Origin of the sequence: Mesorhizobium sp. ESP-6-4, from assembly GCF_020164735.1 — a bacterium.
Classification (GTDB): domain Bacteria; phylum Pseudomonadota; class Alphaproteobacteria; order Rhizobiales; family Rhizobiaceae; genus Mesorhizobium.
Genome location: NZ_JAIUGS010000006.1, coordinates 117492 through 129964 on the forward strand (window position 1 = coordinate 117492; position 12473 = coordinate 129964).

Genomic DNA, 12473 nt, shown 5'->3' on the forward strand with positions numbered 1-12473 from the left:
GCGGCGCTGTAGCGCGGGAAGGCCGGAAGTGCCTGCGGTGCACTTCCGGCCTCTGTCGATCCGGGAGGAAGGGACGTTGCACCCGGTTCGGCCTCGTCGCGGCGCAGGGAAGGGGGGCGCCGCTTGTCTCTCTGTCTTGACGCAATTCCGGACGGAAAACCGCTTCGCACTTTTCCTGGAATTGCTCGAACTTGACCGAAGCCTAATGCCGCATGACTGAACGGATGCCGAAGCCGTGGTTCATCCACCGTTCATGAACGTGGCTGCATTGCGACCAAGGAAAACCTTGAAATGGCTTTTTGAGCTTCCCAAATGAATGCTGTGGCCGCCGATGTCGGGGCCGCTGGCCTATCCGGAACGCCTTTCGAGGGTTTCGCACCGGGTCATACGCAAACCATGTTGCTCAAAAGGAGAACACTCATGCGTCACGTTGATTTTTCCCCGCTTTATCGTTCGACCGTCGGCTTCGACCGGCTGTTCACGATGCTCGATTCGCTCGGCCAGCCCGAGACCGCGCAGACCTATCCGCCCTATAATATCGAGCGCACGGGCGAGAACGCCTATCGCATCTCGATGGCCGTTGCCGGCTTCTCGGAAGACGAGATTTCGATCGAAGCCCACCGCAACGTGCTGACCGTCAAGGGCGAGCGCAAGGAAGAGAACAACAGCGAGGGTTCCGAGCTGCTTTACCGCGGCATCGCCTCGAGGTCCTTCGAGCGCCGCTTCCAGCTCGCCGACCACGTCGAAGTGGAAGGCGCCACGCTGAAGAACGGCCTGCTCTTCGTCGACCTCAAGCGCAACATTCCCGAGGAGCTGAAGCCGCGCAAGATCGCGATCACCTCGTCCGCGGACAAGGCCAAGCAGATCGAAACCAAGGCCGCCGCGTAACCCGCGGGGCCCGTAGTAGACAACGTCTCCCTCCCGAGACGAAAGCGGCGCCGCGAGGCGCCGCTTTTTATTGTGCCACCGGCAACGCGCCGTTCTGGCTCTTTCGAAGCATGCAGCGGCGGATCATGAAGGGCGATGTCCGATTCTTCCCTGCTGCTGACACTCACCGTTGCAATCACTTTCCTGCTCGCCGGTATCGTCAAGGGCGTCACCGGCATGGGCCTGCCGACGCTGGCCATGGGATTGCTTGGCACCATCATGCCGCCGGTGACCGCGGCGTCGCTGCTGATCGTGCCGTCCTTCGTCAGCAATGTCTGGCAGCTTTTCGCCGGCCCGAGTTTTTCGGCGGTCCTGCGCCGGCTTTGGCTGATGATGGCGGGCATTCTGATCGGCACGATCGCCGGCTCGCGGCTGCTCGCCAGCGACAATGTCAAATGGACGACGGCAGGTCTCGGCGCGGCATTGATCGTCTATGCCGCCTATAGCCTGCTCGCGCGGCAGCCTGTCGTTCCCGAGAAAAGCGAGCGCTGGTCGTCGCCGGCCGTGGGTTTCCTCACCGGCCTGGTCACGGGTGGCACCGGCGTCTTCGTAGTGCCTGCCGTGCCTTACATCCAGGCGCTCGGCTTGAGCCGGGACGATCTGATCCAGGCGCTCGGTCTTTCCTTCACCGTATCGACGATCGCCCTGGCGCTGGGCCTTGCCTCGCATGGCGTCTTCGAGGCGGGACATCTGGCGATGTCCTCGCTTGCCGTGCTGCCGGCCCTGCTCGGCATGTGGCTGGGGCAAATCCTGCGCCGGAAGATCAGCCCGGCAATTTTTCGCCGCTGGTTCCTGATTTTTCTGGTCCTGCTCGGCGTCGAGTTGTTGCTGCGGCCCTTTGTGGCCTAGCTGCAGCGGCCTACTTATTATTTGCCGCAAGAACGGCTTCGACATTCCGCCGGTGAACGGCTTCGTATGGCGCGAAATACTCGGTCGCCGTGGTGGCGAAAATCTCGGCGCCGAAGGTCCGCAGATCCTGCTTGGCTAGGTCGGGGTCTTGCCGGCAGGCAAGCAGCTTTCGGACGTAAGCCTCGGTGGCGTCGATGAAGCTTCTGTCATAGCCGCCGGCTTCGATCGCCTCAAAGGAACCGTGGTTGGGCAGAATTCGATCGAACTGCCAACTGGACATGCGCCCAAGGTCGACCAGATGCTCGCTCAGGCGCTCCGGCTCCGACACATAGGTGACCGAGTCTTCCAGCGTGTCGCCTGCCAAAAGCAGGCCGGCGTCGGGCATCAGCAGCACCGTGCCGTCATGGCTGTGGATCTCGACCTGGCGCAGTTCGATGGGGGCCGCCCCGACCGTCAGGCTGAGGCTGTTGTCGAAAACCCTGTTGGGCAGCACAAGCGGCTTGATCGGCGGATTACCGCCCTCGATGTCGGCCCGGCCGCGTTCGAGCGCCAAGGCGGTGAGGCGGTTGGCGATGATCTCGCAATCCTTAAACACCTCGTTGCCGGCGATATGGTCGTCATGCCAATGGCTGAGCACGACGCGGATCGAGGTCACGCCCATCTCCTCAAGGGTTTTCCGGACGAAGCGGGCATGGGGCAGGGATATGTGCGTGTCATAGACAAGCGCCTGCGAGCCGTCGACGATCGCATAGGTGCAGATGCCAAGCGTGTAAGCGCCGTCGTCGAGCCAGTTCGGCTCGTGCGACCAGATGCGAACGCCTTCGATGCGGCCGTCATAGAAGCCCAGCACGTTCGGCGCCGGACGGACCAGCCGCATCGTCGAGCCGAGAGGCGGCTTGGTCATCTGGCTGCTCCCGAGTGCCGCAAGCTCAGCCAAGCAACTGGCCGAGACGGTCGATCTCTTGCGTCGTGGTGGCGAAGCTGGCGACGAAGCGGTAGATCGCTTCTTTGTCGCCGAGGTGGCCATCGAACCCCTGCGGCACGCCCCACTCGTAGAATTTGGCGCCGGCCGCTTGCAGCTTTTCCGCGGTGGCCCGACCGAGGATGGCAAACACTTCGTTGGCCTGCGGCAGCCAGGCGAGCCTGCCGGCCGGCGCATCCTCGATCGTCTCGGCCAGATGCGCGGCCATCGCATTGGCGTGGCCTGCCATCCTCAACCACAGATCGTCGGTGAAATAGGCCTCGAATTGGGCCGAGATGAAGCGGGCCTTGGAAAAAGTCTGTCCGGCGCGCTGGCGCAGCAGGCGCAGATCCTTGCTGGCATCCGGATTGAGAACCACGACCGCATCGGCCATCCAGCAGCCATTCTTGGTGCCGCCGAAGGAGATAAGATCGACGCCGCTCTTCCAGGTCATTTCGGCTGGGCTGACGCCGGTCGCTGCAATCGCATTGGCGAAGCGCGCGCCGTCCATGTGCAGCGGCAGCTTGTGGCGGCGGCTGACCTCGGCGATCGCCTTGACATCGTCGACGCTGTAGACCGTGCCGACCTCGGTCGCCTGGGTGACGGTGACCGCCATTGGCTGGCCGGCGGGGGCCAGGTCCTGCGAATATCGCTTGATGGTCCGGTCGAGAGCCTCCGGGGTCATGCGCCCCAGCGGTCCCGCCACTGGCGCCATGCGCGCGCCGCCGGTGTAGAAACCCATCGCGCCGAACTCGTCGACATTCATATGCGCTTCGTAATGGCAAAGCGCGATACCGCCGATGCGGTTCAACGCAGCCATCGAAAGCGCGTTGGCCGCCGTGCCGGTCGCGACGAAGAAGACCTGCACCTCGCGCTCGAAGATCTCGTTGAAGCGACGATAGACGGCGCGGTCAAGATCGCCGTCGCCATAGGCGGTCGCGATGCCTGCGGCGTGGCGCGACAGGTTGGCCGAAATGTCGGGATGGACGCCCGCCCAGTTGTCGGATGCAAAGAACATCGAGAAATCCGTATCGTGATCGGCGAAAGTGGCGGGACTTGACCGCTTCGGCAGTCGAAGCGCAAGGGCCAATCGTCGGCGAAGCGGTGAAGCCAGCAATCGACGCCAAAATGCCTGGACCAAAGCTTGCGTTTCCGACGCCCGTCACGAAATTTTGTGTCGCGCGGCGCCCAAGTTTTTTGTGAATCGGTCTTGTGCGGCTGTCTGATTTCTGCCATAAAAAATTTAGGACAGTAGTGCTGTCTTATTTTGTCGCACAAAACAGGCCGGACTGGCGTATCATCGCTGCCATTCCGGCCATTGTCGCGAGCGGCGGGTAGACGGCCCGGCTCTGGCCTGTACGATACCGGATGCGAACCGGGCGTATAGCCGTTTGGTTCGGTGGATTTCGCGAGACGTGCAGCAACATGAAGGGGAAGCATCATGCTTCCCAAGGCAAACCAGCGTCCTGAGACAGTCGGGGCCAAGGTGGAGAACGGAGGATAGGACGATGACGGAACTGACGCCATCTGCGATCAACGGCCAGGCCGCGCAGACGAAAGCGGCAGCCGTTAAAAATACCGTCCTGACCAAAGGGCTGCGAACCGCCAACGGCATGACCGCGCAGGGCCTCTATGATCCGCGCAACGAGCACGACGCCTGCGGCGTCGGCTTCATCGCCAACATGAAGGGCGTGAAGTCGCACGGGATCGTCGAGGACGGCCTGGCGATGCTGGAAAACCTCACCCATCGCGGCGCCGTCGGCGCCGATCCGCTGGTCGGCGACGGCGCCGGCGTGCTGGTGCAGATCCCGGACGCTTTCTTCCGCGAAGAAATGGCGGTCGTGGGAGTCGAACTGCCGCCGGCCGGCCAATATGGCGTCGGCCACTGGTTCATGCCGCAGGACGCGGCGCTGCGCGCCCATATCGAAGAGATCATCGCCGAATCGGCGCAGTCGGAAGGGCTGCCGCTCATCGGCTTCCGCGACGTGCCGGTCGACAATTCGTCGCTGTCGAAGGCGCCGGATATCGTGGCGTCCGAGCCGTTCCATCGGCAGGTGTTCATCGGCCGCACGGCCGACATCCCGGACGACGAGGAATATGAGGCGCGGCTTTACCTGCTGCGCAAGGTGATCTCGGGCCGCATCTATGCCGAGAACGACAACAAGGATGTCGGCGCCTATTGCGTGTCGCTGTCGGCGCGCACCATCGTCTACAAGGGCATGTTCCTGGCCTATCAGGTCGGCGCCTATTACAAGGACCTCAAGGATCCGCGCTTCGATACGGCGCTGATCCTCGTCCACCAGCGCTTCTCGACCAACACCTTCCCGTCATGGAAGCTGGCGCATCCCTATCGCATGGTCGCGCACAACGGGGAGATCAACACCGTGCGCGGCAACAACAACTGGATGGCGGCGCGCCAGGCCTCGGTCGATTCCGAGCTGTTCGGCAACAACATTTCGAAGCTCTGGCCGATCTCCTATGAAGGCCAATCGGACACGGCGTGCTTCGACAACGCGCTCGAGTTCCTGTTCCAGGGCGGCTACTCGCTCACCCACGCCATGATGATGCTGATCCCGGAAGCCTGGGCCGGCAACAAGCTGATGGACGCCGACCGCAAGGCTTTTTACGAGTACCATGCGGCGCTGATGGAGCCGTGGGATGGACCGGCGGCGGTGGTCTTCACCGACGGCCGCCAGATCGGCGCTACGCTCGACCGCAACGGCCTGCGCCCGGCGCGCTATATCGTCACCGACGACGACCGCGTCATCATGGCGTCGGAGGCCGGCGCGCTGCCGGTGGCGGAGGAAAAGATCGTGCAGAAGTGGCGGCTGCAGCCCGGCCGCATGCTGCTCATCGATCTCGCCAAGGGCCGCATCGTCTCCGACGAGGAGATCAAGTCGGAGATCGCGACCAGGCACCCCTACAAGACCTGGCTCGCCAACACGCAGCTGATCCTGGAAGATCTGAAGCCGGTCGAGCCGCGCGCGCTGCGCAAGGATGTCAGCCTGCTCGATCGCCAGCAGTCCTTCGGCTACACGCAGGAAGACACCAAGCTTCTGATGGCGCCGATGGCCACCACCGGCCAGGAAGCGGTGGGTTCGATGGGCACCGATACGCCGATCTCGGCGATGTCGGACAAGTCGAAGCTGCTCTACACCTATTTCAAGCAGAACTTCGCCCAGGTCACCAACCCGCCGATCGACCCGATCCGCGAGGAGCTGGTGATGAGCCTGGTGTCGTTCATCGGGCCGCGGCCGAACATCTTCGATCTCGTCGGCACGTCGCGCCGCAAGCGGCTCGAAGTGCGCCAGCCGATCCTGACCAATGGCGATCTGGAGAAGATCCGCTCGATCGGCCACACCGAGGACCGTTTCGACACCAAGACGATCGACATCACCTATGGCTCGAACGAGGGCGCCGCCGGCATGCAAGGCGCCATCGACCGGCTCTGCGAGCGCGCGGAGGCGGCGGTCGCCGGCGGCTACAATATCATTATCCTGTCCGACCGCCAGGTCGGCCCGGACCGCATCGCCATTCCCTCGCTGCTGGCGACGGCGGCCGTGCACCATCACCTGATCCGCAAGGGCCTGCGCACCGCGGTCGGCCTCGTGGTGGAATCCGGCGAGCCGCGGGAGGTGCATCATTTCTGCTGCCTGGCAGGCTATGGCGCCGAGGCGATCAATCCCTATCTCGCCTTCGACACGCTGCTCGACATGCACAAGCGCGGCGAGCTGCCGGAAGAGGTCGACGAATACGAGGTGGTCTCGCGCTACATCAAGTCGATCGGCAAGGGCATCCTCAAGGTGATGTCAAAGATGGGCATCTCGACCTATCAGTCCTATTGCGGCGCGCAGATCTTCGACGCCATCGGGCTGAAGTCGGACTTCGTCGAGAAGTATTTCACCGGCACGGCGACGCTGATCGAAGGTGTCGGCCTGGATGAGATCGCCACCGAGACGCTCAGCCGCCACAACGATGCCTTCGGCAGCGATCCGGTGCTGCGCAACAATCTCGAGGTTGGCGGCGAGTACATGTTCCGCATGCGCGGCGAGGCGCATATGTGGTCGCCCGATGCCGTCGCCAGCCTGCAGCACGCCGTGCGGCAGGGCTCCTGGGATACGTTCAAGGAGTATTCGGCGCAGATCGACAGCGCGACCGCGCGCGCGCAGACCATTCGCGGCCTGTTCAAGATCAGAACAGCGGAAGAGACCGGCCGCAAGAAGGTCGCGATCGAGGACGTCATGCCGGCGGCCGAGATCGTCAAACGCTTCTCGACCGGGGCGATGTCGTTCGGCTCGATCTCCAGGGAAGCGCACACCACGCTGGCGCGCGCCATGAACCAGATCGGCGGCAAGTCCAACACCGGCGAGGGCGGCGAAGAGGCCGACCGCTATCTGCCGCTGCCCGGCGGCGGCAAGAATCCGGAACGCTCGGCGATCAAGCAGGTCGCGTCGGGCCGCTTCGGCGTCACGGCGGAATATCTGGTCAATTCCGATGTCATGCAGATCAAGGTGGCGCAGGGCGCCAAGCCCGGCGAGGGCGGCCAGTTGCCCGGACACAAGGTCGACGCGACCATCGCCAAGGTCAGGCACTCGACGCCCGGCGTCGGCCTGATCTCGCCGCCGCCGCATCACGACATCTATTCGATCGAGGATCTGGCGCAGCTGATCTACGATCTGAAGAACGTCAATCCGGCGGCCGATGTCTCGGTCAAGCTGGTGTCGGAGGTCGGCGTCGGCACGGTCGCGGCGGGCGTCGCCAAGGCGCGCGCCGACCACATCACCATCTCGGGCTATGACGGCGGCACCGGCGCTTCGCCGCTGACCTCGCTCAAGCATGCCGGCAGCCCGTGGGAAATGGGCCTTGCCGAAACGCATCAGACGCTGGTGCTCAACGGCTTGCGCTCGCGCGTCGCGCTGCAGGTCGATGGCGGCTTGCGCACCGGGCGCGACGTCATCATCGGCGCGCTGCTCGGCGCCGACGAGTTCGGCTTCTCGACCGCGCCGCTGATCGCGGCCGGCTGCATCATGATGCGCAAGTGCCACCTCAACACCTGCCCGGTCGGCGTGGCGACGCAGGACCCGGTGTTGCGCAAGCGCTTCAAGGGCACGCCCGAGCACGTCATCAACTTCTTCTTCTATGTGGCGGAAGAGGTGCGGGGGCTGCTTGCCGAGATGGGCTTCACCCATATCGACCAGATCATCGGCGACACCGATCTCCTGGAAAAGCGCGACGTCATCCAACACTGGAAGGCGCGCGGGCTCGACTTCTCGAAGATGTTCTTCAAGCCGGACGCGCCGCACGAGGCGCTGCACTGGACCGAGCGGCAGAAGCATCCGATCGACGACGTGCTCGACCGCAAGCTGATCGAGCTGGCGAAGCCGGCGCTGGACGCCAAGCAGCCGGTCACCATCGAGCTGCCGATCCGCAACGTCGACCGATCTGTCGGGGCCATGCTGTCGGGCGAAGTCGCCAAGCGTTTCAAGCACAAGGGCCTGCGCGAGGACACGATCAAGGTGAAGCTGACCGGCACCGCCGGCCAGTCCTTCGCCGCCTTCCTGGCGCGCGGCGTCTCCTTCGAGCTGGTCGGCGCCGGCAACGACTATGTCGGCAAGGGCCTGTCGGGCGGCCGCATCGTTATCCGGCCGCCGCAAGAGGCCAAGATCGTCGCGGCGGACTCGATCATCGTCGGCAACACGGTGCTCTACGGCGCCACCGAAGGCGAGGCGTATTTCGCCGGCGTCGCCGGCGAGCGTTTCGCCGTGCGCAATTCCGGTGTGGCGGCCGTCGTCGAGGGCGTCGGCGACCACGGCTGCGAATACATGACCGGCGGCATCGTCGTCGTGCTCGGCAAGACCGGGCGCAACTTCGCGGCCGGCATGTCGGGCGGCGTCGCCTATGTGCTGGACGAGAAGGGCGACTTCGCCGAGCGCTGCAACATGGCGATGGTCGAGCTGGAGCCGGTTCCGGAAGAGGACGACCTGATGGAGAAGCTGCTCCATCACGGCGGCGACCTCGACCACAAGGGCCGCGTCGACGTGTCGGGCGACATGACCAGCCATGACGAGGAACGGCTCTACCAGCTGATCTCGAACCACGTGCATTTCACCGGTTCGGTGCGCGGCCGCGAAATCCTCGACGATTGGCAGAACTTCCGGCCGAAATTCCGGAAAATCATGCCGGTGGAGTATCGCCGCGCGCTGATCGAGATGGAACGCATGCGCATGAGCGTGGCGGCGGAATAGTTTCGGGCATGGCCGGAAAGATGACTTTCCGGCCGGCATCCTCACCAACAATCCTGACCCCGCGAGCATGATCCCGAAAAGTGGGAACCGGTTTTCGGCGAAGGTCATGCTCCAACAAGGTGCGGTTGCCATGGCAGCCTTATGGGGTTAACGGGTGCGCTGCAAAAGCGTGCCTTCGGACAGCAGGGACTGGACTATGGGCAAGGTAACAGGCTTTCTCGAGATCGACCGGCAGGTGCACAAGTACCAGCCGGCCTCCGACCGCATCCGGCATTTCCGCGAATTCACGCTGCCGATGTCTGACAAGGAGGTTGAGAAACAGGCCGCACGCTGCATGGATTGCGGCATTCCGTTCTGCCATGGGCCGACCGGCTGCCCGATCCACAACCAGATCCCGGACTGGAACGACCTCGTCTACAATGGCGACTGGGACAGCGCGATCCGCAACCTGCACTCGACCAACAATTTCCCGGAGTTCACCGGCCGCATCTGCCCCGCGCCTTGCGAGGAAGCCTGCACGCTGAATCTCGAGGACATTCCGGTCGCCATCAAGACGGTCGAGCAGGCGATCGCCGACAAGGCATATGAGACCGGCCACATCCGGCCCTATCCGCCGGAGAAGAAGACCGGCAAGCGCGTTGCCGTCATCGGCTCAGGCCCGGCCGGCATGGCGGCGGCGCAGCAGCTCGGCCGCGCCGGTCATGACGTGCATGTCTATGAGCGCGAAAGCCGCCCCGGCGGGCTAATGCGCTACGGCATACCGGACTTCAAGATCGAGAAGCACTATATCGACCGGCGCATCGAGCAGATGCAGGGCGAGGGGGTGACCTTCCATTGCGGCGTCAATGTCGGCGTCGACATGAAAGCGGCCGATCTGCTCGGGGAATTCGACGCTGTGCTCTATTGCGGCGGTTCGGAGACGCCGCGTCCGGCCGGCATTCCGGGCAGCGATCTCAGCGGCGTTTATGACGCCATGCCCTATCTGGTGCAGCAGAACCGCCGCGTCGGCGGCGAGCCGATCCAGTCGGTGGCCTGGCCCTCGCACCCGATCATTGCCGGTGGCCAGCATGTCGTGGTCGTCGGCGGCGGCGACACCGCGTCCGACTGCATCGGCACCGCCTTCCGCCAAGGCGCGGTGCGCGTGACGCAGCTCGACATCCGTCCGCAGCCGCCGGAGAAGGAAGACAAGCTTGCCGTCTGGCCCTACTGGGCGACGAAAATGCGCACGTCCTCCTCGCAGGCCGAGGGCGCCGAGCGCGAATTCCAGGTGGCGACGCTCGAGTTCATCGGCGAGGAAGGCCAGCTGACCGGTGTTCGCTGCTGCGAGGTCGACGACAAGCGCAAGCCGATCGCCGGCAGCGAGTTCGTCATCCGCGCCGATCTCGCCTTCATCGCCATCGGCTTCGCCGGTCCGGCGGGCGACAGCCTGATGAAGGAGCTCGACGGCAAGATCAAAGTCGTCACCGACAGCCGCCGCTCGAACAATGTCGAGGCCAACGATCGCGATTACAGGACCAGCGTAGACAAGCTCTATGCGGCGGGCGACGTGCGCCGCGGCCAGTCGCTGGTGGTGTGGGCGATCCGCGAGGGCCGCCAGGCGGCGCGCTCGATCGACGAGGCGCTGATGGGATCGACGGTGCTGCCGCGGTAAGGCTTCAAAGCACTCACTGAGCCGTAAGCTTCTTGAAGCGCCTAACCGGCCAGCAGCTTTACCGCCCAGTAGAGGCCGATGGCCATCTGGACCGCGAACGCGAAAAATCGAGCCTTGACCGCGTTTGGACTTGTCGACGCCAGATGAATGGCCGACTGGATTAGCCGCGCGGCGATAAACCAGTATGCAAGGGGGTCGGTGATCCCCGTCCGCGAAGTCATCATGGCCACGCCCATGAAGCCCCCGAATATCGGGAGTCCCTCAATGCAATTGGCGTGGGCTCGCGCAAGCCGCTGCAAAAAGGAAAGACCTGCGTTATCCGGCGTGAAGCCATTTGCCGGGATGCGCCCACTCACCACAAGATGGGTGCGCAGGATCTCCATCCATACAAGCAGGAGGAGGGTCCAAGTTACGAAGCCAAGCAAGGCACAGCCCGTCGCCGATACTTTGGCCCCCTGTAATCCCAGCGGAATAGAACAATGCCATTGTTCGGCCTGGCGTGAAATCCTTTCACGCAGGGCGATCTAAGGGTGATCTCCTTAACGGATATCCCGACGAATCCGATGGACGTCGATTAAGGGCTGGCGGGCGTGGGGTCCGACTCGACAGCTGCTGTCGCCGGCTGCGTCTTCGTCGGCCACGAAAAATCGTCGGCGCGGCCCGGCGAGGCGGCGGGCGCCTTGCCTTCGACGATCAGTTTTTCGCCTGGCAGGTTCGGATCGGCCCTGGCCGGCTGCGCGGCGCCGAGCAGCTCGGTGCCGCCGTCGAGCGCCGGGTCGCCGAGAAGCATCGGCGCGGTGCGGTCGACGATGACGGGCGCCGCGGCCGGTTTCGGCGCCTCGACCGGAGCGCCGGCCGGCGCCGACACGGTCGTGACGCTTCCCGGCGCCGCCAAGCCCAGGATCTTCGCCAGCGGCTTTTCCGTATAGAAGGCGAGCTTGCGCTTGCCGGCCTTGGTGACGTTGATGCCGTCGTCGGAACGCAGGCGAACAGGCTGGCCGTTGATGTCCGGGCCGGAGGTGACGAAAGCGCCGTTCTCGTCGACGAAGCCGTCCCAGACGTCGACGAATTCGCCGCCATGCTTTTCGGCGACCGAATGGTAGATGTCGTTGAAGGCGAGCATGTCCGAGTTCATCTTCGACACACCGAAAGCCGGCATGCCGACCCACAGGAACGGCACCTTGGTGTCCTGGATGGCCTCGCCGAGCGCATCGGCGCGGCGCTCGTATTCCTTGGTCCAGTTCTCCGAGCGCGGCTGCTCGCGCACGTCGCCGACCTTCATCTGCTGGCGGTCGTTGGAACCCAGCATGATGATCACGGCTGCCGGTTTCTCGGTTTCGATCAGCGATTTTATCTGGGCTGGCCAATTGTAGACATCGTCACGAACGAAACCGGACGAACCGTTGGCGCGGGTGACGATCCTGACGGCGGGATTGTCGGCAAAGGCCGTGTCCAGGCCTTCGGCCAGCCCGCCCGCCAGAAAATCGCCGACCACCAGCACGACATGGGCATCGTTCGTCTTCTCGACGATCGGCGTTTCCGGCTCGGCCGGCGGGCGCGGCTTGGATTTCTTCTTCGGTTTCGGCCTTGATTTCTGGATCTCGAACGGTGGCTCGACGCGTTCGCTGCGGCGCGGGAACAGAAGGTCACGCAACGACCAGCCGCGGCTTTCCTCCTGCGCGAAGGCAGGAGCGTGCAAAGCGCCGGCGGCAATGACGACAAGCACCGCAAGGGCGAGAATCAGGACGGGCGCCCGGCGGATGCTCTGCCTGATACGCGCAACCGAAACCAAACACCTCTCCATCCCTTGGCGCATGACCGGAAGACGTGGGAAAGTCAT

Annotated in this window: 8 protein-coding genes; 4 read left to right on the forward strand and 4 right to left on the reverse strand. The window is 64.0% G+C overall.

Annotated elements, in window-relative coordinates:
- Positions 1-420: 420 nt before the first annotated feature.
- Together LB523_RS14045 and LB523_RS14050 are read left to right on the forward strand one after the other, a co-directional pair.
- Complete coding sequence (locus LB523_RS14045) at positions 421-888, forward strand: Hsp20 family protein (RefSeq protein ID WP_095766320.1); 468 nt, start codon at positions 421-423, stop codon at positions 886-888.
- Between the two features lie 135 nt (positions 889-1023).
- On the forward strand, positions 1024-1776 hold the full coding sequence (locus tag LB523_RS14050) for a sulfite exporter TauE/SafE family protein (protein ID WP_224603351.1): 753 nt from the start codon (positions 1024-1026) through the stop codon (positions 1774-1776).
- A 10-nt stretch (positions 1777-1786) separates the two neighbouring features.
- Here LB523_RS14050 and LB523_RS14055 read toward each other — a convergent pair whose 3' ends face one another.
- Both LB523_RS14055 and LB523_RS14060 read right to left on the reverse strand, forming a co-directional pair.
- The gene (locus LB523_RS14055; protein WP_224603352.1) at positions 1787-2680 is read right to left on the reverse strand and encodes an MBL fold metallo-hydrolase; all 894 of its coding nucleotides are present in this window, start codon (positions 2678-2680) and stop codon (positions 1787-1789) included.
- Between the two features lie 25 nt (positions 2681-2705).
- A complete protein-coding gene (locus LB523_RS14060) occupies positions 2706-3755 on the reverse strand; it encodes a threonine aldolase family protein (RefSeq protein ID WP_224603354.1) in 1050 nt (349 codons plus the stop codon).
- A 490-nt stretch (positions 3756-4245) separates the two neighbouring features.
- Here LB523_RS14060 and gltB point away from each other — a divergent pair, with 490 nt between their 5' ends.
- Positions 4246-8982 (forward strand): glutamate synthase large subunit, encoded by a 4737-nt coding sequence (gene gltB / locus LB523_RS14065; protein WP_224603359.1) that lies wholly within the window; start codon positions 4246-4248, stop codon positions 8980-8982.
- Positions 8983-9178: 196 nt separating this feature from the next.
- Positions 9179-10633, forward strand: a complete 1455-nt coding sequence (locus LB523_RS14070; protein ID WP_095766325.1) for a glutamate synthase subunit beta — start codon at positions 9179-9181, stop codon at positions 10631-10633.
- A gap of 41 nt (positions 10634-10674) precedes the next feature.
- Here the strand turns inward: LB523_RS14070 and LB523_RS14075 are convergent, their stop codons facing one another.
- Both LB523_RS14075 and LB523_RS14080 read right to left on the reverse strand, forming a co-directional pair.
- On the reverse strand, positions 10675-11058 hold the full coding sequence (locus LB523_RS14075) for an MAPEG family protein (protein ID WP_224603360.1): 384 nt from the start codon (positions 11056-11058) through the stop codon (positions 10675-10677).
- A 149-nt stretch (positions 11059-11207) separates the two neighbouring features.
- On the reverse strand, positions 11208-12425 hold the full coding sequence (locus LB523_RS14080; RefSeq protein WP_224603361.1) for a DUF459 domain-containing protein: 1218 nt from the start codon (positions 12423-12425) through the stop codon (positions 11208-11210).
- Positions 12426-12473: the final 48 nt, after the last annotated feature.

Bases quoted from the DNA above. Each gene is read 5' to 3' on its own strand.
- LB523_RS14055 (WP_224603352.1), bottom strand. From the start codon at position 2,680: ATGACCAAGCCGCCTCTCGGCTCGACGATGCGGCTGGTCCGTCCGGCG.
- gltB (WP_224603359.1), top strand. From the start codon at position 4,246: ATGACGGAACTGACGCCATCTGCGATCAACGGCCAGGCCGCGCAGACG.
- LB523_RS14050 (WP_224603351.1), top strand. From the start codon at position 1,024: ATGTCCGATTCTTCCCTGCTGCTGACACTCACCGTTGCAATCACTTTC.
- LB523_RS14070 (WP_095766325.1), top strand. From the start codon at position 9,179: ATGGGCAAGGTAACAGGCTTTCTCGAGATCGACCGGCAGGTGCACAAG.
- LB523_RS14060 (WP_224603354.1), bottom strand. From the start codon at position 3,755: ATGTTCTTTGCATCCGACAACTGGGCGGGCGTCCATCCCGACATTTCG.
- LB523_RS14045 (WP_095766320.1), top strand. From the start codon at position 421: ATGCGTCACGTTGATTTTTCCCCGCTTTATCGTTCGACCGTCGGCTTC.